General features: G+C 64.9%; 17 protein-coding genes. 6 read left to right on the top strand and 11 right to left on the bottom strand.

Annotated elements, in window-relative coordinates:
- Nucleotides 1-47: 47 nt before the first annotated feature.
- On the bottom strand, nucleotides 48-758 hold the full coding sequence (locus tag J1M87_RS20970; protein ID WP_206491648.1) for a CPBP family intramembrane glutamic endopeptidase: 711 nt from the start codon (nucleotides 756-758) through the stop codon (nucleotides 48-50).
- Entirely contained in the window at nucleotides 758-1,942 is a 1,185-nt protein-coding gene (locus J1M87_RS20975) for an NAD(P)H-binding protein (protein ID WP_206491650.1), read from the bottom strand. Before J1M87_RS20975 ends, J1M87_RS20970 begins: the two co-directional genes overlap by 1 nt.
- Before the next feature lie 54 nt (nucleotides 1,943-1,996).
- Between J1M87_RS20975 and J1M87_RS20980 the strand changes: the two genes are divergently transcribed.
- Nucleotides 1,997-2,602 carry a ribulose 1,5-bisphosphate carboxylase large subunit gene (locus J1M87_RS20980; protein WP_206491653.1) on the top strand — a complete coding sequence of 202 codons (606 nt, stop codon included), beginning with the start codon at nucleotides 1,997-1,999 and terminating at the stop codon, nucleotides 2,600-2,602.
- A 4-nt stretch (nucleotides 2,603-2,606) separates the two neighbouring features.
- Here the strand turns inward: J1M87_RS20980 and J1M87_RS20985 are convergent, their stop codons facing one another.
- The gene (locus tag J1M87_RS20985) at nucleotides 2,607-3,725 is read right to left on the bottom strand and encodes an acyl-CoA dehydrogenase family protein (RefSeq protein ID WP_206491655.1); all 1,119 of its coding nucleotides are present in this window, start codon (nucleotides 3,723-3,725) and stop codon (nucleotides 2,607-2,609) included.
- A gap of 333 nt (nucleotides 3,726-4,058) precedes the next feature.
- On the opposite strand from J1M87_RS20985, the gene J1M87_RS20990 reads away from it, so the two are divergent.
- Together J1M87_RS20990 and J1M87_RS20995 are read left to right on the top strand one after the other, a co-directional pair.
- Nucleotides 4,059-5,288 (top strand): aminotransferase class I/II-fold pyridoxal phosphate-dependent enzyme, encoded by a 1,230-nt coding sequence (locus tag J1M87_RS20990; RefSeq protein WP_206491656.1) that lies wholly within the window; start codon nucleotides 4,059-4,061, stop codon nucleotides 5,286-5,288.
- Nucleotides 5,285-6,847, top strand: a complete 1,563-nt coding sequence (locus J1M87_RS20995; RefSeq protein ID WP_206491659.1) for an NAD-dependent epimerase/dehydratase family protein — start codon at nucleotides 5,285-5,287, stop codon at nucleotides 6,845-6,847. Before J1M87_RS20990 ends, J1M87_RS20995 begins: the two co-directional genes overlap by 4 nt.
- Here J1M87_RS20995 and J1M87_RS21000 read toward each other — a convergent pair.
- Both J1M87_RS21000 and J1M87_RS21005 read right to left on the bottom strand, forming a co-directional pair.
- Complete coding sequence (locus tag J1M87_RS21000) at nucleotides 6,831-7,352, bottom strand: DUF1992 domain-containing protein (protein WP_206491661.1); 522 nt, start codon at nucleotides 7,350-7,352, stop codon at nucleotides 6,831-6,833. The two genes, J1M87_RS20995 and J1M87_RS21000, sit on opposite strands and share 17 nt — an antisense overlap.
- A 68-nt stretch (nucleotides 7,353-7,420) precedes the next feature.
- A complete protein-coding gene (locus J1M87_RS21005) occupies nucleotides 7,421-7,672 on the bottom strand; it encodes a modification methylase HgiDII (protein ID WP_206491663.1) in 252 nt (83 codons plus the stop codon).
- A 162-nt stretch (nucleotides 7,673-7,834) separates the two neighbouring features.
- On the opposite strand from J1M87_RS21005, the gene J1M87_RS21010 reads away from it, so the two are divergent.
- Both J1M87_RS21010 and J1M87_RS21015 read left to right on the top strand, forming a co-directional pair.
- The gene (locus J1M87_RS21010) at nucleotides 7,835-12,364 is read left to right on the top strand and encodes an ATP-dependent helicase (protein WP_206491955.1); all 4,530 of its coding nucleotides are present in this window, start codon (nucleotides 7,835-7,837) and stop codon (nucleotides 12,362-12,364) included.
- A gap of 55 nt (nucleotides 12,365-12,419) precedes the next feature.
- On the top strand, nucleotides 12,420-13,202 hold the full coding sequence (locus J1M87_RS21015; RefSeq protein WP_206491665.1) for an Fpg/Nei family DNA glycosylase: 783 nt from the start codon (nucleotides 12,420-12,422) through the stop codon (nucleotides 13,200-13,202).
- A gap of 219 nt (nucleotides 13,203-13,421) precedes the next feature.
- Here the strand turns inward: J1M87_RS21015 and J1M87_RS21020 are convergent, their stop codons facing one another.
- From J1M87_RS21020 to J1M87_RS21035, 4 genes are all read right to left on the bottom strand, one after another.
- Complete coding sequence (locus tag J1M87_RS21020; protein ID WP_206491667.1) at nucleotides 13,422-14,804, bottom strand: NarK family nitrate/nitrite MFS transporter; 1,383 nt, start codon at nucleotides 14,802-14,804, stop codon at nucleotides 13,422-13,424.
- A gap of 220 nt (nucleotides 14,805-15,024) precedes the next feature.
- Entirely contained in the window at nucleotides 15,025-16,770 is a 1,746-nt protein-coding gene (locus tag J1M87_RS21025; protein ID WP_206491669.1) for a glycerol-3-phosphate dehydrogenase/oxidase, read from the bottom strand.
- A 105-nt stretch (nucleotides 16,771-16,875) separates the two neighbouring features.
- Nucleotides 16,876-18,105: a PLP-dependent aminotransferase family protein gene (locus tag J1M87_RS21030; protein ID WP_206491671.1), complete on the bottom strand. Its 1,230-nt coding sequence runs from the start codon at nucleotides 18,103-18,105 to the stop codon at nucleotides 16,876-16,878.
- A 137-nt stretch (nucleotides 18,106-18,242) separates the two neighbouring features.
- A complete protein-coding gene (locus tag J1M87_RS21035) occupies nucleotides 18,243-19,646 on the bottom strand; it encodes an NAD(P)H-quinone dehydrogenase (protein ID WP_206491673.1) in 1,404 nt (467 codons plus the stop codon).
- Between the two features lie 181 nt (nucleotides 19,647-19,827).
- Between J1M87_RS21035 and J1M87_RS21040 the strand changes: the two genes are divergently transcribed.
- Nucleotides 19,828-20,292, top strand: coding sequence for a gamma-glutamylcyclotransferase (locus J1M87_RS21040; RefSeq protein ID WP_206491675.1), 465 nt, complete (start codon nucleotides 19,828-19,830; stop codon nucleotides 20,290-20,292).
- Between the two features lie 18 nt (nucleotides 20,293-20,310).
- Here J1M87_RS21040 and J1M87_RS21045 read toward each other — a convergent pair whose 3' ends face one another.
- Both J1M87_RS21045 and J1M87_RS21050 read right to left on the bottom strand, forming a co-directional pair.
- Complete coding sequence (locus tag J1M87_RS21045; protein ID WP_206491677.1) at nucleotides 20,311-21,504, bottom strand: M20 family metallopeptidase; 1,194 nt, start codon at nucleotides 21,502-21,504, stop codon at nucleotides 20,311-20,313.
- On the bottom strand, nucleotides 21,501-22,664 hold the full coding sequence (locus J1M87_RS21050; RefSeq protein WP_206491956.1) for a M20 family metallopeptidase: 1,164 nt from the start codon (nucleotides 22,662-22,664) through the stop codon (nucleotides 21,501-21,503). The genes J1M87_RS21045 and J1M87_RS21050 overlap by 4 nt, the downstream gene beginning before the upstream one ends.
- Between the last annotated feature and the right edge of the window lie 54 nt (nucleotides 22,665-22,718).

Consider the following 22,718-nt stretch of genomic DNA (forward strand, 5'->3'; position numbering starts at 1 on the left):
TCCTGCGGGTCGAATCGGTGCTTTCGCCTTTTTTCGCCCACCTGTCGTCACATGAACAGTGGGGGAAGGGCGAGAACCATCACTGCCGACCAACTGACATGGGTGAGGATCGGGGCGAGTATTCCGCCGGAGGCCCGTCGCTGCAGGCCCATCACATACCCCAGCAGCACTGCGGCGAAGCCCAGCATCGGGTTGCCCGAGGCGAGGGTGGCGATGGCATAGATGACCGTCGAGATGACGACCGGATGCCTGATTCCGATTGCCGCATACAACGCCCCGCGAAAGAAGATCTCCTCGGCAACGCCGTTGAGCAGGGTGATGAACACGATGAGCACCAGCGAACCCGTCCTGGCGTGCGCGAGCACATTCTCGGTGAAGTCTGCCAGCGGCGGTATCTGTCGAACCACGAGGCCGCCGAGCATGAACACCCCACCGACGGCGAGACCGATCAGAATGGGGGTGACAATCGGTCGCCGGATCGACCCGCCGACCACTATCCGCCCCAGGTGCAGCGGGCCGGACAATAATCCGCCCACCGTCCAGACCGCCGCCAACAGCAGCGTCAGCGTGTAGAAGGACGGGTCCCCAGGCTCGACCTGGAGTGAGAAGTAGAGCACCGTGGCGCCGATCACCAACGTGATCAACACGATGATTCGCCGCTTGCGGAACGCGGCGTCGGATTCTCTGTGGTCCCGCTCCACCGGGTCCACGAGAGCGGATTTCATCACGTTCAGCGCGGTCGTCGACCACGTTCCCATCAGGCCTCCTCGGTATCGGTCAGCCGACGCAGGGCGGAACTCACACGTCGATTCACACCGGCCGCCACGTCGAGGTTGGTGCGTACTGCGGCCGCAACGGGTTTCGAGGCCAGTAACCGACGGCCACCGAGAGCTTCGATCAGACCCCAGGTGCCATCGGACGATGCCGCGACACCGCGTCGCCGGACTCCCAGTGCGTCGCCGCCGCTCCATGCTGCGTCGGTGTTCGCGAGCCGAAGCGGATCCTTGAGCGCACAGACACCGGGAGGCTCCCCGACCTGACCGAGGACACCGCGGGCCATGGCGTCTGCGATGGTGGTCAGACCGAGAGGCGGGTCGGGGACGAGTGCGCGTATGCGGCTCTCGGATGTGGTCATCGTGTTGTGCAAGGAACCCACCAGGTCCTCGGCGAGCCCGGCAGGCACCGGGATGATTCTGCCGATCACCTTGCCTGCGACCGAGGTCGGAACGAACGGCACCGGAACGCCGATGCGTTGGAGACCGGCGGCTTCGACGTAGGCGAACACCAGATCGCGGTAAGGCACCACGTCCGGCCCGCCGATGTCGTAGGAACCCGCGGGAACTGTCTCGGGATCGGCCGATGCGGCCAGGTAGTGCAGCACATCGTCGATGGCGATGGGCTGCACGGGTTCGTCGAGCCAGCTCGGGAGAGGGAGCACCGGCAGACGGTCGGCGAGGTAACGCAACATCTCGTACGAGGTGGACCCGGCACCCAGGACGATGGCCGCCCGCAGCCAGACCAACTCGACGCCGTCGACCGTCAACGCTTCCCCGACGTCTGCTCGACTCGCGAGATGCTCGGAGAGCCGATCGTCGTCGGGTACGAATCCGCCGAGATAGACGATTCGGCCTACTCCCGCGGTGGCCGCGGCGGCGGCGAACTGCTCGGCAGACCTACGGTCCTGGGCGCGGTAGTCGGATTCGCCGATGGCATGCACGAGGTAGTAGGCCACGTCGATGTGACCTGATTCCTCGAACGCCGCCGCGCAGGACTGTTCGTCGGTCACGTCGAGGGCGACCGCGGTCACCGAGTCGTAGTAGTCGAAAGCGCGTAGGTTCGCGGGCGTGCGCGACACGACAACGACGTCGACATCCTCGGCGAGGAGGGCTGCCACCAGTCGTGACCCGACGTATCCGCTGGCACCGGTGACGAGGGCTCTCATAGGTCGAGGTTAACGGCACTCGGTGCGTTGCGTCGGTATGGCATTGTCGCTCCTATGGCTCTGGTGTTGGCAGGCGTGGTCCTCCCCGATCCCCTCGGTACCGAAACGGTGCTCCGACGCGGAGTCGCGGTGGCCAGGGTCGGCGCGAGTTGGTTGCTGACCACGACCGAGTTGGCGGTTACCCTGCCCGGCCGAATCGAAGCACTGTTGAGCAACATAGAGACATTGATGACACGGATCGACGCCGTGGTGGACTCCGCCGACGCGGTCGTGGCCAGGGTGGAGCGAACGACCGGTGCCGCGGACGCTGTGGTCACGACGGCATCGGCCGCCTCCGAGAGCGCATTGAGTGTGATCGAGTCGTTCGGTCCTATCGCCGAGAAATCTGCACCCATGGCGCGCAGATTCGTCGACAACCTGTCCGAGAACGAGGTCGACGCTGCGATCGCGATGGTCGATCAGCTACCCGGGCTCCTCGACCACATGGAGGCTCTGCTTCCCATCCTCACCACCCTCGACACGGTGTCGCCCGAGATCCACGAGCTGCTCGGAGTGACCAAGGACGTCCGACGAGCCGTCATCGGCATTCCCGGATTCAAGTTCTTCCGGAACCGCGGCGAGGACAAGCTTGCCGACGAGGAGCGAGAAGCAGAGCAGTAGGCCGCTACTTCACGAAGGCGAACTCGTCGCCGGCGTGGAACCGAGCGAGAGTCTCCGAGATCGACCGTCGTGATGGTGGGTGAAATGCGAAGGCATGCAACGCCGCTGCGATGTAGCCGATCTCCGGCGACTTGATGAACCCGATCCCACCGAGAGATTCGACCGCCGCCGAACTACCGCGCACCAACGCATCGCGAATCGCTACCCGATTGAACAGCAATCGGACCGAGATGTCTTGCCCGCGTTCACCTTCGTCGAAGGCCCTGGCTACATTCTCGATCGCCGCCATGGATGTCTCCAATTCGGCAGCCGCCCGCACGTACCCCTCGTAGTCCCCCTTGTCCTGCTCGATCATCCGCTCGAGCAGGGAGGTCGCTGCCCCGATGTAGTTGGCGGAGATCAACATTCCGAACCAGAGATAGCCCGTCATCTCGTGCACGCCGTCGGGATCGTCTTCTTTGTTGGGCAGGACGAGACTCACCGGAACCTCGACGTCCTCGAGCACTACTTCCTCGCTCTGTGCCCCGGCCAGTATGTCGGTGGTCCAGAACGGCTTCACGCTCATCCCGGGCAGGCTCGACGGAATCAGCGCCACCGCACGTTCGCCGGAATCGATCTCGACGCTGCACGTCAACATGTCCATCGAGCGAGCCAGACTGCACGGCTTCTTGCTTCCGTTGACGATGTAGTTGTCACCCTTCTTCACCGCTGTCATCGTCGGGATGAACACGCTCCCACCGGTGACGCCCTCGGAGAATCCCGAGGCGACAATTGCCTTCTGATCGATCAGAGCCTTGATCAGCGCCCGGTCGTCGTCTGTGGCACCGCGCGCGAACTCCGTCAGCGAGGCAACCGACAGGTGGTGCATCGTGGTTCCCGCGCCGAGCGAGGGCGAGCGAGACCCGATGGCCCGCTGCGCACGAACCGCGTCGATGGCCGGTGCGCCCAAGCCACCGAGCTCGGCGGGAACGACCAAGCCAGTTCCGCCGAACTCACGAAATTTGTCGATTGCGTCGGAATCTCGAGCTTCCAATTGCGCGAGGGGCGTCTGGTCCAGATACGCCCACAAACCCGGAAGGTATTGCTCCAGAGTTTCTCTTTCGCGCACCATAAGGGCAGTCATAGCTAATCTCCTTGTGTCAATGATTGAGTGCGACAAATCAGTCATGTACTGGTGGTGTTCAGTCTGGCGTTGAAGCAGGTGAATTCGCGCTGACCGTCAACGATACCCCGCGACCAGCATGGATAAACGTAAAGTTTCTTTAAAGGTCGCCGAGACAAAGAGACTACTCACATACTTTTGCTGCTCTTTTCCAACGGCCTGTTCAGATCTTTACCACGCAAACCACCGACGAATATTCTTCGCCTCGATACCCATCGGTCGACGCCACCGCTACGAATTACCTCAGAATTCGCGAAAATTGCAATCTGACTCTGTAAGGAGTTCTGGTCGATTATGGCTGTCAACAGACTGATGAAGCGGCTCGGCGGGGACGAACGAGTCGACCTGCTTCGCGCGGTACGGGAAGCGGACGTGGTCCCGTACTTTCGGAAGATGGAATCCGCCGTCGGGCCGGTCGTACGGGTCGAAGGCAAGGACAAGATCATGCTGGGCTCCAACAACTACCTCGGCATCGCCGACCACCCCAAGGTCGTAGAAGGTGCCCAGCGCGCGTTGGACACGTTCGGTAGCGCAGTGACCGGAAGCCGGCTACTCAACGGCACCCTGGACCTGCACCTCGAGCTAGAGCACGAAATCGCGCAGTGGCACGGCACGGACGACGCCCTGGTGTTCACTACCGGCTATCAAACCAACCTGGGCACGATCAGCGCGATCGTCGGTCCTGGGGATACCGTGATCGTCGATTCGGCGGCGCACGCCTCGATTCGCGACGGCAGTACGCTGTCCGGCGCGACGGTCGTCAAGTTCAGGCACAACGACATGGCCGATCTCGAGGCCAAACTCCAGCAGCCCGTCATCGATGACGGAGCTGTCCTGGTGATCGTCGACGGCCTGTACTCGATGGAGGGCGATCTCGCACCGCTCGATGCGGTATCGGATCTGTGCCTGCGCTACCACGCAGCGCTGATGGTGGACGAAGCTCACAGCCTCGGGGTCTACGGACGCGAACTCACCGGAGCCGCTGAACTTTTCGGGATCGGAAAAGACGTCGACGTCACAATGGCGTCGTTGTCCAAGAGCCCGAGCTCCACCGGCGGCTTCGTCACCGGCTCCCGCGACCTCATCGACACGCTTCGCGTGAAGGCCCGCGCATTTCTGTTCACGACCTCCGGTGTTCCCGCAGCCGTCGGTGCATCTCTGGCCTCGGTCCGTCTGATCCGAAGTGACGAGGGCAAGGATCGCGCTCGACGGGTCCTCGACAATGCCGAAATCCTTCGCGGCGGACTGCAATCGGCCGGCCTCGATGTGGCCGGACGGTCCGATACGCCCACCGGCGATACTGCCTCACCGATCGTGTCACTGCACGTGGGCGACGATCTCGTCGCCATGGGCCTGTGGAAGACCTTGTACGACCGCGGAATATTCACCAGCGCGGCATTGCACCCAGCGGTGCCGAAATCCGGTGCTCTGCTTCGCTTGTGCGTGATGGCCACGCACACCGAGCAGCAACTGGCCACCGCGACCGAGCAGATAGTGGAAGCGGTCGCAGGACTACCGTCATGAGCGAGCAGCCGGGTGGTCTACGCATCGCAGTCACCGGAGCCACCAGCGACTTCGCGGCCGCGATCCTTCCGACACTGTTCGACGATCCCGAGGTGGACACGGTCGTCGGAATTGCTCGCCGGCCGGCCCGTCTCGTCCATCCCAAGCTCACCTCGGTGCGCTCGGATATTCGCTCTCCGGACCTCGAGGAAATATTCGCCGGATGCGACGCGGTGCTGCATTTGGCATTCGTGGTCGAGGAACTTCGAGACAAGGCCGAGACTCACGACATCAACCTGCGTGGATCGCGGAACGTGATCGACTCCGCGTATCGAGCGGGCGCGTCGCGGGTGGTGATCGCGTCGAGCATCAATGCATACGGGGCCGATATCGCTCCGGAGCCGCTCACCGAGAACACTTATCCTGCAGGCGATCCCAATCGCTACTACTTCTACGACAAGGCGGAGGTGGAGCACTACGCCGAGTGGTGGCTACGTAGACACCCCGGAGCGATGGCCATCTCGATGCTGCGGTGCACCTACATCGTCGGACCCGACTTCGCGAACGACGGAATCGACCAGTTCACCGGTCCGGTCGGAGCGTTTCCCGAAGCGGATCGCGCATCGTATCAATTCCTGTACCAGGACGACATGGCCGATGCGTTCCATCGTGCGGCCAAAACCGATCTCGTCGGTCCGTACAACCTCGGTCCGGTGGACTGGGTGGGAGTGCGCGAGCTTGCCGCGATGCAGGGCCAGCTGATGTTCGACGTACCCCAGAAAGCGGCCACCCGGGTGGCCGACATCGCCTTTCGGCTCGGCCTGACACCCTTCTCGGGCCAGTGGGTCACACCCGGTGAACCCATCGTCGATTCCTCGGCACTCGGACGCGCCACCGGCTGGGCACCGACACTGACCGCGCACGAGAGCGCCGCGATGATGATCCTGTTGCAGGGCAAGTCACTGCTGCGACGCGGTGACGCTCTCACACGCGGTATCGCCTGCGAAGCGGCGCTTCGTCCGGCCTCCGAAGCCGTCGGATTGTCGCGCTCGGCGATCGCAGCCCTGTCGGTGGAACATCGACAACTCGATACCAGTGACGGCAGCGTGCACGCGGAGATCCATCGAGCGCCCACCGAATCCACCCGGTCGGTGGTACTCCTCGCCGACGTGGGCACGCACGCGCGTTATCTGACCACGCTGGCTGCCGATATTGCCGCCGCAGGCGTGGACGTCGTGGTCCTCGACCTGCCCGGGCACGGACTCAGCACCGGTCCGCGAGGTCGGTCCTCGGCAGCGCAGACCACCGAGGCCATCGACGCGGCCCTACGATTCGCTCGAGTAGAACTCGAGACCGTCCCGGTGACCGTGCGCAGCGGTACCCGCCACGCGGTGGACACGCTGATCAGCGGGATTCTCAGGCGAGCGACCGGCTGGAAAACTATGGAAGAACCCGACCACAGCGACGGGCTGCTGCCGCCGAGGACCCGGGCCGAGGGAACCGCCGATATTCCCTACGCGTCGACCGCAGCCGAGGCTCTTGCCCTGTGCACGACACGGGCGGTCAGCGCCACCAGGTGAGGGCCTCGCGAATACGCGTCCGCCACGACGTTCCCGGCTGGCCCGGGGTCGCGGCGCGGGGCCCGGCCGACTGCGACAGCTGCGTGCGCTCGAGCCGATCGACCTCGGCCCGGTTCGTTCGCCACTTGTCGAGCCAGACCTCCACGTCCACCGGGCCGAGCGGCACGATCGGTGGTGTCGGAAACCGAATCCAGTCCACGATGCGAGCGTTCAGCTCGTTCAAGGTCTCTCGCGCGGACTCTTCACGTCGGATGTCGATCAACGTGGACGGCAGCCGCTCGATTTCCTTGCGCAGCTGCAGGGCAGTGGGCAGCAACGCGTCGGCAGGCAGATTCTCCCGCTTCAGATAGCCGCGAACCCACCACAATTCGTCCGCAGGATCGCCGATCGGTATCGGCTTGCCTGCGCCCGCGAGCCCCTCGAAGGCACCCTCGTCCTGCGCCTGGCGAATCTGCTTGTCGACCCAGGACTCGAACGTGACTCCCGGTTTCTTGCGCTCGGTCACCTCATCGACTGTAGATCCGGTACCACCACCGACGCCAGGTTCGACGTCGTCGACCGGGGCAGGCCTTTTCAGCCGTACTCGGCCACCAGTCGATCGAATTCCTCGCGATCGATCACCTGGGGTTCGTCGATGGCGAGCGCTTGCGCGTACTTGCTCGCCAGGTGATAGTCGCGGCCGATCGGCCCCTGCTCGGCGTCGTCCTCGTCGGACTGGACGCTGGCCCCGGGAGGTACCTCGTTCTGCAGGCCGGTGGACTTGCTGCCGAGCAGAGCGTCGAGTTTCGCGGATATCTTCTGCATGATCTCTTGGTCGTCGGTCATGGGCAGGGTGTACCCGGATCGACCGAATCGACACCGACCCCTGAACCGGAGCTGCGCGGGGGATTACCTGTCGGTGCCCGGGGGCATGATAGTGAGATGGCCAGCGACAGCATCGGCACGGGGACGCCCGACGGCACCGACACAGGGCACGAGTCGTCGGTGATGGCGAAGCTGTCTCAGCCCACCCGTGAGTGGTTCGACGGAGCTTTTCCGGCCCCCACCTCTGCGCAGCTGGGCGCGTGGTCGTCGATTTCGAGCGGTTCTCACACCCTGGTGGTCGCCCCGACGGGCTCGGGTAAAACCCTCTCTGCGTTTCTCTGGGCGCTGGACGAGCTGGCACAACTCGGTGCGGACAGCACACGCAAGACCAAGGTTCTCTACATCTCCCCGCTCAAGGCTCTGGCCGTCGACGTCGAGCGCAACCTCCGCGCACCTCTGGTCGGTATCACCCAGACCGCGAAGCGGCTCGGCCTCGACCCACCCGAGATCTCGGTCGGAGTTCGGTCGGGTGACACCAGCGCCGCCGACCGCCGACACATGATCAAAACTCCCCCGGACATCCTGATCACCACTCCGGAGTCGCTGTTCCTGATACTCACCTCGGCGGCGCGAGAGATTCTCTCCGAGGTCGATACGGTGATCGTCGACGAGGTACACGCCGTCGCCGGCACCAAACGCGGCGCACATCTGGCGATCTCGCTCGAACGCCTCGACGGCATGCTGAACGAGCCCGCCCAACGTATCGGCCTGTCCGCCACGGTGCGTCCGCACGAAGAGGTGGGCCGATTCCTGGCCGGGGCAGCTCCCATCGAGATCGTCGCCCCGCCCGCTCCGAAGACCTTCGACCTGACCGTGCAGGTGCCGGTGGAGGACATGACCGAACTGGGCGTGAGCGACCCGAATGCCGACACCTCCGCCGCTCCTCCGACGCAGGGATCGATCTGGCCGCACGTCGAGGAGAAGATGGTCGATCTCATCCTCGAACACAGCTCGTGCATCGTGTTCGCCAACTCGCGCAGGCTCGCCGAGCGCCTCACGGCGCGATTGAACGAGGTGTACACCGAGCGCATCGGGGTCGGAGTCGAGACGCAGCACCGGCCGCCGTCACAGATCGGCGCGTCCACCGACGTCAACCACGGTGCCGATCCGGTTTTGGCCCGAGCACACCACGGCAGTGTCAGCAAAGATCAGCGCGCACTGATCGAGGACGATCTCAAGACCGGACGATTGCGGTGCGTCGTCGCCACCAGCAGCCTCGAACTCGGAATCGATATGGGCGCAGTCGACCTGGTCGTCCAGGTCGAGGCACCGCCATCGGTGGCAAGCGGGCTGCAACGCGTCGGGCGCGCGGGGCATCAGGTCGGCGAGATCTCCAAAGGCGTCCTGTTCCCCAAACACCGCACCGACCTGATCCACTGCGCGGTCACCGTCGAACGCATGACCACGGGCAAGATCGAGGCGCTCTTCGTACCCGCCAACCCGCTCGATGTCTTGGCCCAGCAGACAGTTGCAGCGTGCGCACTCGAACCGATCGATGCCGAGGACTGGTTCGAATCGGTACGTCGTACAGGCAGTTTCGCCACACTTCCCCGGTCGGCCTACGAATCGACACTCGATCTGCTCTCGGGCCGCTACCCCTCGGACGAGTTCGCCGAACTCCGCCCACGGCTCGTATGGGACCGCGACGCCAATACCCTCACCGGCCGCCCCGGATCACAACGACTGGCCGTCACCTCGGGCGGCACCATTCCCGACCGCGGACTGTTCACCGTGTACATGGTGGGTGAAAAGCAGTCCAGGGTAGGCGAACTCGACGAGGAGATGGTCTACGAATCACGAGTGGGTGATGTGTTCGCGCTCGGTGCGACCAGCTGGCGCATCGAGGAGATCACCCACGACCGAGTGTTGGTCAGCCCGGCGTACGGGCAACCCGGCCGGCTCCCGTTCTGGCACGGTGACGGACTCGGCCGACCGGCCGAATTGGGCCGAGCTCTCGGCGAATTCCTGCGCAGCACCACCGACCGCGGCAATCTCGCCGAGCGGTTGAGCAGCGACGGTCTCGATACCAATGCGGTCACCAATCTGATCGCCTTGCTCGACGAACAACTCGAGGCCACCGGCCAACTTCCCACCGACAAGACGATGATCGTCGAGCGGTTCCGTGACGAACTCGGTGACTGGCGTCTGGTGCTGCATTCGACGTACGGCCAGCAGGTACATGCCCCGTGGGCGCTCGCGGTAGGCGCGAGACTGATCGAGCGCTACGGTATCGACGCCGCGCCGACGGCCTCGGATGACGGCATCATCGTCCGGCTCCCCGATACCGACGACCGACCGCCCGGGGCGGAACTGTTCGTGTTCGAGCGCGACGAGATCGCCGACATCGTCACCGAGCAGGTCGGCGGATCGGCGCTGTTCGCCTCTCGATTTCGTGAGTGCGCTGCGCGCGCGTTGCTTCTCCCCCGCCGCAACCCCGGCAAGCGTGCGCCGCTGTGGCAGCAGCGGCAGCGCTCCGCCCAATTGCTCGACGTCGCACGAAAATACCCGACATTCCCGATTCTTCTCGAAACCGTCCGCGAGTGCCTGCAGGACGTCTACGACCTTCCCGCGCTCGAGGACATCCTGGCCCGAATAGGTCGGCGTCAGATCAGGATCGTCGATGTCGAGACGCCGTCGCCGTCCCCGTTCGCGAATTCACTGCTGTTCAACTACGTCGGCGCGTTCATGTACGAGGGTGACAGCCCGCTGGCCGAACGCCGAGCCGCCGCCCTGTCGCTCGATTCGGCGCTCCTGGCCGAGCTGCTCGGACGCGTCGAACTGCGAGAGTTGTTGGACGAGGGCGTCATCACCGCCACCGAACGCGAACTGCAACGTCTCCCCGAGGACCGCCGCGCCAAGGACATCGAAGGAGTGGCCGATCTCCTGCGGCTGCTCGGACCACTCACCGTCGAGGAAGTCGGCCTGCGCACCCACGGCGACGAATGTCGGCAGTGGCTCACCGAACTCGCCGATGCCAAGCGGGCGATGGAGGTCTCGTTCGCCGGCAAGCACTGGTGGACGGCCATCGAGGACGCGGCTCGGCTGCGCGACGCATTGGGTGTACCGCTCCCCATCGGCACTCCCGCCGCATTCATCGAACCCGTCGACGACCCACTGGTGGATCTGATCAGCCGGTACGCCCGAACCCACGGCCCGTTCGCCCTCGAGGACGCAGCGGCGCGATTCGGTGTCGGCACCGCGGTGGTGCGCGATGTGCTGCGCCGACTGGCCGTGGACAAACGCGTCGTCGAGGGCGAATTTCGACCCGGCGCAACCGGTAGCGAATGGTGCGATGCCGAGGTACTCAGGCGGGTACGACGGCGGTCGCTCGCGGCCGCCAGGCACGAAGTCGAGCCGGTCTCGACCGCCACGCTCGGCCGGTTCCTTCCCTCCTGGCAGCACGTCGACAGCCGACGGCTGAGCGGGATCGACGGTGTCGCCACCGTCATCGAACAACTTGCGGGCGTACCGGTTCCGGCATCGGCCTGGGAATCGCTGGTACTCGCAGCGCGGGTGACCGACTACACCCCGGCGATGCTCGACGAGCTGACCTCCACCGGTGAAGTGTTGTGGTCGGGTCACGGAGCGATCTCGTCGAAGGACGGTTGGGTGAGCTTGCACATGGCCGAGACCGCGCCGCTCACCCTCGCGGCCGCAGCCGAATCGGACCTGTCCGATCTGCAGCTGCGCGTACAGGATGCTGTGGCGGGCGGCGGCGCGTACTTTTTCCGCCAGCTCTCCGACCATGTCGGTAGCACCGACGACTCGGCGCTGCAGAGCGCACTGTGGGAGTTGGTATGGGCCGGGCGCCTGAGCAACGACACGTTCGCCCCGCTGCGTGCTCTGTTGAACTCGACGGCAACCCGATCGGCTCCGAGCCATCGATCACCCCGTCGCACACCACGTTTACGCTCGTATCGTCAATTCGAGCGACCATCGTTGCCCACCAGAACGGGCCCGCCCACCGCCGGCGGTCGGTGGTCGAGATTGCCTGAACTCGAACCCGATCCCACGGTGCGTGCGCACGCCACCGCCGATGTGTTGCTCGAACGCTATGGAGTCCTCACCCGTGGTTCGGTGATGAACGAAGGCGTCCCCGGCGGATTCGCCACCATGTACAAGGTTCTCACCGGCTTCGAGGACTCGGGGCGGTGCCGTCGTGGATATTTCGTCGACTCGCTCGGCGGCGCTCAGTTCTCCACCTCCGATGTGGTGGATCGGCTGCGCAGCTACGACGAACCGAAGAAGGAGGCCGCCGCAGTGGTGCTGGCCTCGTGCGATCCGGCCAACCCGTACGGCGCGGCGCTGCCCTGGCCGAAAGCCGGGGGCGCATACCACGGTCTCGGAGAGAGGACGGACGAGACCACCAAGCACCGCCCGGGCCGCAAGGCCGGAGCACTGGTCGTGCTCGTCCGGGGCGAACTGACGATGTTCGTCGAGCGGGGCGGAAAGTCGGTGTTGACGTTCGGCGAGAATCCTGACGACATCGGTGCTGCGGCAACTGCATTGGCAGCGACGGTCCGACGCGGCGGAGTGGACAAGTTGCTCGTCGAACGCATCGACGGGCACGACATCCACGGGACCGACTTCGCCAAGACCCTGACCGCGGCAGGCTTCTCGGCGACTCCCCGAGGTCTTCGGCTCCGCCGCTGAATCGCCCGTGACACCGACCGGCCCGTGACACCCGGAAGCACCAGAGAGGACACCGATGCCCGAGGGCGATACCGTCTGGCGCGCTGCCAACACCTTGCGTGCGGCGCTGGAAGGACAGCAGCTGACCTCCTGTGATGTGCGCGTACCGCGATACGCCACAGTCGATTTCACCGGAGAGACTGTCGATTCGGTTGCCTCACGCGGAAAACACCTGCTGATTCGAGTCGGGGGCTGGTCGATTCACTCGCATCTGAAGATGGAGGGCACCTGGCACGTCTACGCACCCGGTGCGCGGTGGCGTCGCCCGGCGTTTCAGGCCCGCATCATCTTGACCACCGCGAACGCGCAAGCCATCGGTTTCGAACTCGGAGTGCTCGACATCCTCGACGACGAGGACGAGGCCGTCGGCCATCTCGGGCCGGATCTGCTGGGTGCGGACTGGGATGCGGACCTCGCCCTGACCCGGTTGGCGGCCGACGCTGCTCGGCCCGTCGGACTTGCATTGCTCGATCAGCGAAATATTGCAGGCCTCGGCAACGTGTACCGCAACGAGATCTGCTTCCTCCGCGGCGTCGACCCCCGCACCCCGGTAGGCCAGGCGGGCGACCTACAGAAGATGATCGACCTCTCGCATCGAACGATCACGGCGAACAAGAACCGGAACCAGCGGGTCACCACCGGAGATCGGCGACCCGGCCGGCATTTCTGGGTGTACGGCCGCGAGAACAAACCGTGCCGACGCTGCGGAACCACTATCGAATTGGGCCTCCTCGGCGACAACCCGCTCGAAGAACGCCAGATCTACTACTGCCCGTACTGCCAACGGCGGCCGACCTGACAACTCCTTATCAGTAGGAACCAAGCCTGCTCACAGTTTTTCCGATCACCATGGATTCCATGTTGACACTTGCGATACTCACTCTGCTGATGATGGCCGCGTCCGGCGCGGTTGCCGCTCGCGCACCGCGCACTCTGGTTCGACCGGGTGCCCTGCACCGAGTGTGATCTGCCGACCCCCCCGGGGTCGGCAGATCACACGGCTGTGGGGTCGAGGGCGTCAGACGCCTGCCTGGCCCATGCGGGTGCTCTTGCGAATGTAGAAGTACCAGGTCACCACCAGTAGAGCGACGAAGAAGAACACGTAGAACCACAGGGCGGGTTCGATGTTGCCCACGGTGCTCTTGGACCAGGCGTACGCCAGCGGCACGATGAATCCGCCGAAGGCACCGACCGAGGAAATGATGCCGAGCGCGCCTGCGGCCTGACGACGCATGTGCTGCATGATCTCCGGCGTTCCGCCTGCGTCCTCACCCTTCGTCCGGAAGATCTTCGAGATCATCCGGTATGTCGACCCGTTGCCGATTCCCGTGGCGATGAACAGAAACATGAAGGCCGCGAAGAAGAACGGCAGGTTGACCATTTTCACGGCGGCCAGGACTCCGGCCGCACCGACCGCCAACATGACGAAGCTGACCGCCGTGATGCGCGCGCCGCCGATGTTGTCTGCGAGCTTGCCGCCGAGTGGACGGGCGATCGAACCGATGCCTGCGCCCAGGAACGCCCATGTCAAGGCGATGTCGCCGCGATCGAAGACTGCTTTGAGCAGCGACGGAAACGCCGCGGAGTAGCCGATGAACGATCCGAAGGTGCCGATGTACAGCAACGACATCACCCAGGTCTCCTGATGCTTCAACGAGTCCAGGACTGGTTTGACGTCTGCCTTCGCCTCGGCGAGGTTGTTCATGAACAGAAATGCCAACACTGCGGCGACGACGGTGAGTGGGGCGTACAGCAGGCCGGCGCGGGTCAGCGCGACGCCGCCACCGGCGACGACGAGCAGCGGCACGACTTTCTGAGCCACGGCGACACCGATGTTTCCGCCTGCCGCGTTCAGTCCGAGTGCCCAGCCCTTTTCGCGCTCCGGGTAGAAGAACGAGATGTTGGCCATCGACGAGGCGAAGTTACCGCCGCCGAAGCCTGCGGTGGCGGCGATCAGAAGCAGCAACCCGTAGTCGATACCGGGATTGGACACCGCCCAGGTGAGCCCGAGGCATGGGATCAGCAGCAGCAGCGCCGAGATGACGGTCCAGTTGCGGCCACCGAACAGCGGGATCGCGAACGTGTACGGAAGTCGCAGCACGGCACCGACCCCACTGGGCACGGCAACGAGCCACAGGGCCTGGCTGGTGGACAGCGCGAAGCCCGATGGACCGGCTGAACCGTCGGCTCCGACCGTCATCTGAACCACCACGATGCTCCACAGCAGCCACACCGAGAAGCCGATGTGTTCGGCGAAGATCGAGAAGATCAAGTTCTTGCGTGCGACCGGACGACCGATCGAGTTCCAGAAAGTCTCGTTCTCCGGTTCCCAGTTGTGAATCCAGTGTCCCCGTAGGTCCAGTGCCTCGGCCTTCTCGTCACGTTCCAGAGTGCTGGTCATCGGTAATGGACCTCCCCATCTTCACGGCTTCCGTCCGGATCGAATGTCCGAAGTCGATGCCACAGAAGGTAGAGAGCAGCGGTTACGTCGAATGGCTCCGTCCGTTACGCGGCGGTCAAGCTGTCCACACAGACGCCGTAGCTCCGCCGTGAGGTCCGCTGCAGTGCACGCCCGAGGACGGGCGAACGTGGACGGTGCGAGGGGAAACGTGCGGGGAGTACTACCCCTCCGGCGGTGGAGTGGCGAGCACCGGCTCGAGAATTTCTTGGCGGGCCTCGGGAGCGACCACCCGCAGGGCGTCCGCAGACTCGTCATCGGGCTGACGCTGCGATTCGATCTCGGCCTCCACGCGGGCCCGGTACGTCTCGACCTCACGATCGACCATCGCTTCGTCCCATCCCAGGATCGGTGCGATCAACGCCGCCACCTGCCCCGCGCAGTTCATCCCCCGGTGCGAGTACTCGATGGAAATCCGGGTACGACGCGCTAGCACGTCCTCGAGGTGCAGCGCACCCTCCGCGGCCGCGGCGTAGACGACCTCGATCTGCAGGTATGCGGGTGCATCGGTGAGCGGTTGCAACAGTTCGGGTTTGCCGTCCGCCAAGGCGAGAACCTCGTCGATCAGGGAGCCGTAGCGATCGAGGAGATGGGTCACCCGATGTGGATGCAGGTTGTACTTCTCGCCCAGGTGCGGTGCCTGATTGACCAGCGCGAAGTAGCCGTCGGCCCCGACCAGCGGCACCTTCTCGGTGATCGACGATGCCACCCGTACCGGAATGTCCTCGGCAGCCAGATCGACTGCGTCCTCGGCCATCACCCGATAGGTCGTGTATTTGCCGCCTGCGATGGCGACGAGCCCGGGTGCCACCCGTGCGACCGCGTGCTCGCGTGAGAGCTTGGAGGTCTCGTCGCTCTCCCCTGCCAGCAATGGTCGCAAGCCTGCGTAGACGCCGTCGATGTCGTCGTGGGTGAGCGGAGTGATGAGCACGCCGTTGACCTCGTCCAGGATGTAGTCGATGTCGGCTTTGGTGGCGGCCGGGTGTGCGAGATCGAGATTCCAGTCGGTATCGGTGGTACCGATGATCCAATGCGCACCCCACGGGATGATGAACAGCACGGACTTCTCGGTGCGCAGAATGATGGCGCTCTCACTGACGATCCGATCCCGAGGCACCACGATGTGCACGCCCTTCGATGCGCGCACTCGGAAACGACCACGCATATTGGACAGCGACTGGATCTCGTCGGTCCACACGCCGGTGGCGTTGATCACCACGTGTCCGCGTACCTCGGTGGTGGCTCCGGTTTCCGAATCCCGGACTCGCACACCCGATATCCGATCGGCCTCACGGAGGAACCCGACGACCTGGGTCGATGTTCGCACCACCGCGCCGTAGTGAGCGGCTGTTCTGGCTACGGTCATCGTGTGCCGGGCATCGTCGACCACGGTGTCGTAGTAGCGAATTCCGCCGATCAACGACTTTCGCTTGATGCCGGGCGACATACGAAGCGCGCCGGACCGCGTCAGATGCTTCTGCTGAGGCACCGATTTGGCCCCGCCCATCCGGTCGTAGAGAAAGATTCCCGCCGCGATGTACGGGCGCTCCCAGAGGCGGTGGGTGAGCGGGAAGAGAAACTTCAGTGGTTTGACCAAGTGCGGGGCGAGTGTGGACAGCGAGAGTTCCCGCTCGTGCAGGGCCTCGCGGACGAGCCCGAACTCGAGCTGTTCGAGGTAACGAAGCCCACCGTGGAACATCTTCGACGAGCGAGAAGACGTTCCCGACGCGTAGTCTCGCGCCTCCACCAGGGCTACCTTCAGTCCTCGTGTCGCCGCGTCGAGGGCTGCTCCGGAGCCGACGACGCCGCCGCCGACGACCACCACGTCGAACTGTTCCGATCCGAGTTGGTCCCAGGCCTCTACCCGCTGGTCCGGTCCGAGGAACTTCGTGTTCGATCGGTTGCTCACGTTCAGGCTCCCTCTCCGTCGAAAATCCTCGTGCACCGCGTGGATGTCAGGCTACCGCCCCTTCTGCGCCCCGCGCAGAACCTGTGGACAGCGGCTGCCTGCCGTTCAGTGCGCGTACGCGAGCGCCGAGTGCGCCGATCCCAGTCGCTGCACGGCGTCGGTGAGCAGCGGCGGGGTCGAGCCTGCGAAGCTGAGCCGGAGCGAGTGCCGATACTGCTCGGCGGCGGCGAATGCCGTGCCGGGCACGAAGGCGACGCCGTGGTCCAAAGCAACGCCGAGCAGCTCGGAAGTGTCGGTCTCGTCTTCGAAGGTGGCCCAGGCGAACATTCCTCCCGCGGGTCGGGAGACGGTGAGGCGTTGCCCGAACTCGGTCGCGAGAGCAGCCGTCAATGCTGTTGCACGGCAGTAGTACTGGTGCCGGAGGGTGGCCAGGTGGGTGTCCGTCCATGCGGTATCGGCCAGCATGTGTGCCGTCATGAGCTGCGTCATCGAGGAACCGCACAGATCGGCACCCTGTTTGAGCAGTTCCACCGCCGCGCACACCGCAGGTGGGGCGACGAACCACCCGACGCGCAGCGTCGGAGCCAGGATCTTCGAGGCGCTGGAGAGCCGGATGACGCGGTCGCTGTGACACGCGATCGGCAGCGGCGGAGCGCCCGCGCCGGACGTAGCGGAGTTCTCGGTGGCGAACCAGATCTCACCGTACGGGTCGTCTTCGATCACCCAGAAGCCGAAGCGTTCGGCCAGTGCGGCGAGATGCCGTCGCCGCCCATCGCTCATCGTGACCCCGCGGGGATTGTGGAAGTTGGCCACGGTGTGGACCACCGCCGGACGCAGTCCTGCCCTCAATCGTCGTTCGAGCTCGACGGTGTCCATTCCATCGGCGTCGATCGGGATGGCCACGATCTGCGCTTCGGCGATCGAGAACACTTGCAACGCACCGGTATACGCGGGTTCGTCGACCACGACGACGGCTCCTGGATCGACAAGAGCCTGCGCCAGCAGCGTCAGCGCTTGTTGCGATCCGTGCGTGACGACCACGGTCTCCACCGGAACCGCCGCGCCACCCCGCACAGCGCTTTCTCTGGCCGCGAGCACGCTGCGCAGTGTGCCGTGGCCGCGAGTCTCGCAGTACTGGACGGCATCCGGGGTCCGCAGCGCGGCCTCGGCTGCCGCTGCGAGGCGCTCCACCGGAATCAGATCCGTTGCCGGCAGGCCACCGGCCAGGCTGATGACGTCCTCGCGCGCGGTGAGAGCGAGGAGGTCACGGATCGCGGAGCTCGAGAGCGAATCGGCACGTCTGGCCAGGCCGGGGTTGGGGTGTGAAGGGAACATGAAACAGACTCCGGGGCAGCAGGAATGGGGAAACGGCCCGCGGATCCGCTGAGTCGAGGAGAGGCGGACGGGTGTGTCCGCCTCTCGACTGTCTCATGTGAAACCGAAATATGAAACGTACTTCTCAGATTGTGAGATCAGTCCAGATCGTCGTGTGCCATCAGCTGACGCGCAGCCTCGATGACCGATCCCGACAGTGACGGATACACCGAGAACGTGTTCGCCAGGTCGTTGACCGACAGGTTGTTCTGTACCGCCATCGCGATGGGCAGAATCAACTCCGACGCACTCGGAGCGACCACCACACCGCCGATGACGACACCGGTGGCCGGACGGCAGAAGATCTTGACGAAACCGCGCTTGAGCCCGCTCATCTTCGCCCGGGGATTGGTGGTGAGCGGCAACATCACGGTGCGCGCAGGAACGTCGCCGGAGTCGATGGCCGATTGCGCGACACCCACCGACGCTATCTCGGGCCGCGTGAACACCGCGGAGGCCACGGTCTTGAGCTTGATAGGGCTCACTGCCTGCCCCAGCGCGTGGTACATCGCGATACGTCCCTGCATCGCGGCGACCGAGGCCAGCGGTAGCAACCCAGTGCAGTCACCGGCAGCGTAGATACCGGCGACCGCGGTGCGCGATACGCGGTCGACCCGCAGATAGCCACCCTTGTCCAGCTCGATTCCGACGTTCTCCAAGCCGAGACCGGAGGTGTTGGGAACCGATCCGACCGTCATCAGCGCATGACTTCCCTCGACGGTTCGCCCGTCCGACAGCGTCACGAGTACACCGTTTTCGGTCCGGACCACCGAATCGGCGCGGGCATGCTTGACCAGGGTCACACCCCGCTCGTTGAACGCGTCCTCGAGCACCAGTGCCGCATCCTCGTCCTCGTGCGGAAGAACGCGGTCACGGCTCGACACCGCTGTCACCTTGACGCCCATCTCGGTGTACGCAGAGACGAACTCGGCACCGGTCACACCCGATCCGACCACCACCAGATGCTCGGGCAGTCCGTCGAGGTCGTAGAGCTGACGCCAATTGAGAATTCGCTCACCGTCGGGCTCCGCGCCCGCGAGCACGCGGGGCCGGGCACCGGTGGCGACGAGAACCACGTCGGCGTCGAGAATGCGCTCCTCACCGTCCGCCAACACAGCCTTGATCTGATGCGACGCCATACCGACCTGACTGTCGATCATTTCGGCGCGACCCGCCAGCAGCTCGACGCCCACCGAGGTCACCCGGTGCGCAATATCTGCCGATTGTGCTTGCGCGAGGCTCCTGACGCGGTCGTGAATCTGCGGAAGCGCGACGGCGGCCTGCGATGGATCGAGGGAGATTCCGAGATCGCTGGCACGCCGCATCTCGGTGCGAATTCCCGTCGACGCGATGAACGTCTTCGACGGAACGCAGTCCCAGAGGACGCAGGCACCACCGATTCCGTCCGAATCCACGAGCGTCACATCGCCACCGTGCTGAGCGGCAACCAACGCTGCTTCGTACCCTGCCGGACCACCACCGATGATCACAATCCGGGTCATTGATCCTCTTCTCACAAGCTCGAAATCTCACGCTGTCCGGTGTCAACGGTATTCGAGAGGTCGTCCCCGTGCGTCGGTAAGGCTAGCTTCACTCGTTCCAGGCGAGGGCGGACCAGCGGCGACTCACCGAAACACGACCACGACACGTCAACGGGCCCCGGAACGGTTTAGGCTGGCCGACGTGCCAATTTATGCCGCTTACGGATCGAACATGCATCCGGAGCAGATGTTGCAGCGATGCCCTCACTCGCCCCTCTCCGGAACCGGGTGGCTGCACGGATGGCGTTTGACCTTCGCCGGTGGCGACATCGGCTGGGAGGGCGCGTTGGCCACCGTGGTCGAAGATCCCCAGTCACAGGTCTTCGTGGTGCTCTACGACGTGTCGGACGAGGACGAGCAGAGCCTCGACCGCTGGGAGGGCTCCGAGCTCGGCATCCACCGCAAGATCCGGTTGCGAATCGAGACCGGCGGCGAGCCGGTTCTGGCATGGATGTACGTGCTCGACGCCTACGAGGGCGGCCTGCCCTCGGCCCGTTACCTCGGCGTCATGGCTGAAGCCGCCGAAATCGCCGGTGCACCAGCAGAATACGTGCGAGACCTGCGAACCCGCGACAGTCGTAACGTCGGCCCTGGTACCGCCTCGTAGCTCCCCGAGACGGAACCATCAGTTCGGATCCAACGCGATCGCGGTCATCACCTTCACGCCCACCGCCAGTGCACGCTCGTCCAGATCGAACGTGGGCTGGTGGATGTCGAGTTGTGGTCCGGTACCCGGCCATACCCCCAGTCGAGCCATCGCCCCAGGTACTCGTTCGAGGTACCACGAGAAGTCCTCACCGCCGCCGGACTGCGCCGTATCGGCCAATGCGCTCGGCCCGACCCTCGCGATCGCCTTCTCGAAGGTATGGGTGGACACAGGATCGTTGACCACCGGGGGCACACCGCGGCGGTAGTGCAGCTCGAACTTCACACCCGTCGGTGCGAGCAACCCGGTGACGATCTCGCGGACCAACGGCTCGAGCAATGCCCAGGTCTCGTGGTCACCGGTGCGCACCGTTCCCGTCAGCATTCCGGTCTGCGGAATGGCGTTGGGAGCCTGACCTGCTACCACCGCTCCCCACACCATGACCGTGCTGGTGCGCGGATCGACCCGCCTGCTCAGCATCCCGGGAAGGCCAGTGATGACGGTGCCGAGCGCGTAGACGAGATCGGTGGTCAGGTGCGGCCTCGAGGTGTGCCCGCCGGGCGAGTCCAGCCGCAACTCGACCGTGTCGGCGGCCGAGGTGATCGCACCGACCCGCATGCCGACCTGCCCCACCTGAAGTCTCGGATCACAGTGCAGCGCAAAGATTTTCGTGACTCCGTCGAGCGCACCCGCGGCCACCGCATCGAGGGCACCGCCCGGCATGACCTCCTCGGCGGGCTGAAAGATCAATCGGACCCCGAATTGCAGGTTCGGCAACGACGCCAACGCGAGCCCGGTCGCCAGCAGCACCGTGGTGTGCGCGTCGTGCCCGCATGCATGCGACACCCCGGGGACCGTCGAGGAATAGGCGGCACCGGTGTTCTCCTGCAGTGGCAGCGCGTCCATGTCTGCTCGCAACGCGACCCGGGGCCCGTCGGGTCCGATATCGCAGATCAACCCGGTTCCGCCCGGGAGCGGCTGAGGCGACAGACCGGCCGCTTGGAGCCGATCCATCACGAACGACGTGGTGGCGAATTCGCGTCGAGCAAGCTCCGGATGGGCGTGGATGTGCCGACGCCACAGCGACAGGTCCTCCGTGTGATCACCGATCCACCGATCGATCGCAGCCTCGCGAGCGTCCACCCCGATCGTGACGTCTTCTCCCGCGCTCATGTGCGGGCCGCCGCTCGTGCACTCACGCCGTCCAGCAGGCGCGCGCGGGTATCGGCATCGGAAGCCGCCTTCGCGGCAGTTCGAGCGAGACCGAGTGCGCCGTCCAACAATGCACGGTCGGCCGATTCGGTGACACAGGCCGCGGCGAACTCCGGCTGATGCGTCACCGCCCCGCCTGCATCGAGCCCGACGACGGGATGGATACCGGGTAGAACATTGCTCACGTTTCCCATGTCTGTACTGCCCAACGGGCGAAATCCTTCCAACTCCGGAGCCAAGGGCGAACGGCCCAGCGCTTCGATCTCCTGACGAAATACCGCGACCAGCCACGAATCGGGCGTCAAGGCCGCGTAGGTCGGTGACACCGTCCGAATCTCGTGTGTACACCCGGTAGCCACGGCCCCGGCCTCGAAACACGCGAACGCCTTCCTCGTCAGCGTCTCGAGCGACTCGGTGGTGTTGGCACGCAGGTAGTACAGCAACTCGGCATGACCGGGAACGATGTTCGGGGCGGCACCGCCGTCGCTGACGATTCCGTGAAACTGCTGGCCCGGCTCCAGGTGTTGCCGCAACAGACCCAGCGCCACCTGGCTGATGGTGACCGCGTCGCCTGCATTGATTCCCCACTCCGGGGCGGCCGACGCATGCGCGGCGCGGCCGGTGAACTGCACGGCGATATCGGCCAGGGCCAGCGACGTCGCACCCACGATGTCGAAGGGCCCCGGATGGACCATCAGCGCCGCACCGATGCCGTCGAACACTCCACGCTCGAGCATCAGCACCTTGCCGCCGCCGGTCTCCTCGGCAGGTGTGCCGAGTACCCGCACGGTGATCCCGAGGGCATCTGCGACCGGAGCGAGCGAGAGTGCAGCACCCACGGCCGAGGCCGCGATGATGTTGTGCCCGCACGCATGACCGATCTCGGGCAAGGCGTCGTACTCCGCACAGATTCCGATCACCAGATCGCCGCTTCCGAACGACGCGGTGAAAGCGGTGTCCAGGCCCGCGACGTTCGTCTCGATCTCGAAGCTGTGTGCTCGAAGCGTGTCGAGGATTTTCGCGACGCTGCGATGTTCGGCGAACGCCAGCTCGGGTTCGGCATGAATCGAGTGCGAGAGTGCGAGGACTTCCTCGGTTGCCGCAGCGAGGGCACGGTCCATCGCGTCGCCCACGTCGGCACTGTTCGATTCGTCGATCACGAGAGACAGTGTGTC

Origin of the sequence: Rhodococcus sp. KRD162 (assembly GCF_017168335.1) — a bacterium.
Taxonomy (GTDB): domain Bacteria; phylum Actinomycetota; class Actinomycetes; order Mycobacteriales; family Mycobacteriaceae; genus Rhodococcoides.

What these genes read in the sequence shown, in the direction of transcription:
- J1M87_RS20970 (WP_206491648.1), bottom strand. Translation starts at nt 758, where the DNA reads ATGGGAACGTGGTCGACGACCGCGCTGAACGTGATGAAATCCGCTCTC.
- J1M87_RS20975 (WP_206491650.1), bottom strand. Translation starts at nt 1,942, where the DNA reads ATGAGAGCCCTCGTCACCGGTGCCAGCGGATACGTCGGGTCACGACTG.
- J1M87_RS20980 (WP_206491653.1), top strand. Translation starts at nt 1,997, where the DNA reads ATGGCTCTGGTGTTGGCAGGCGTGGTCCTCCCCGATCCCCTCGGTACC.
- J1M87_RS20985 (WP_206491655.1), bottom strand. Translation starts at nt 3,725, where the DNA reads ATGACTGCCCTTATGGTGCGCGAAAGAGAAACTCTGGAGCAATACCTT.
- J1M87_RS20990 (WP_206491656.1), top strand. Translation starts at nt 4,059, where the DNA reads ATGGCTGTCAACAGACTGATGAAGCGGCTCGGCGGGGACGAACGAGTC.
- J1M87_RS20995 (WP_206491659.1), top strand. Translation starts at nt 5,285, where the DNA reads ATGAGCGAGCAGCCGGGTGGTCTACGCATCGCAGTCACCGGAGCCACC.
- J1M87_RS21005 (WP_206491663.1), bottom strand. Translation starts at nt 7,672, where the DNA reads ATGACCGACGACCAAGAGATCATGCAGAAGATATCCGCGAAACTCGAC.
- J1M87_RS21010 (WP_206491955.1), top strand. Translation starts at nt 7,835, where the DNA reads ATGGCGAAGCTGTCTCAGCCCACCCGTGAGTGGTTCGACGGAGCTTTT.
- J1M87_RS21015 (WP_206491665.1), top strand. Translation starts at nt 12,420, where the DNA reads ATGCCCGAGGGCGATACCGTCTGGCGCGCTGCCAACACCTTGCGTGCG.
- J1M87_RS21020 (WP_206491667.1), bottom strand. Translation starts at nt 14,804, where the DNA reads ATGACCAGCACTCTGGAACGTGACGAGAAGGCCGAGGCACTGGACCTA.
- J1M87_RS21030 (WP_206491671.1), bottom strand. Translation starts at nt 18,105, where the DNA reads ATGTTCCCTTCACACCCCAACCCCGGCCTGGCCAGACGTGCCGATTCG.
- J1M87_RS21035 (WP_206491673.1), bottom strand. Translation starts at nt 19,646, where the DNA reads ATGACCCGGATTGTGATCATCGGTGGTGGTCCGGCAGGGTACGAAGCA.
- J1M87_RS21045 (WP_206491677.1), bottom strand. Translation starts at nt 21,504, where the DNA reads ATGAGCGCGGGAGAAGACGTCACGATCGGGGTGGACGCTCGCGAGGCT.
- J1M87_RS21050 (WP_206491956.1), bottom strand. Translation starts at nt 22,664, where the DNA reads ATGGACCGTGCCCTCGCTGCGGCAACCGAGGAAGTCCTCGCACTCTCG.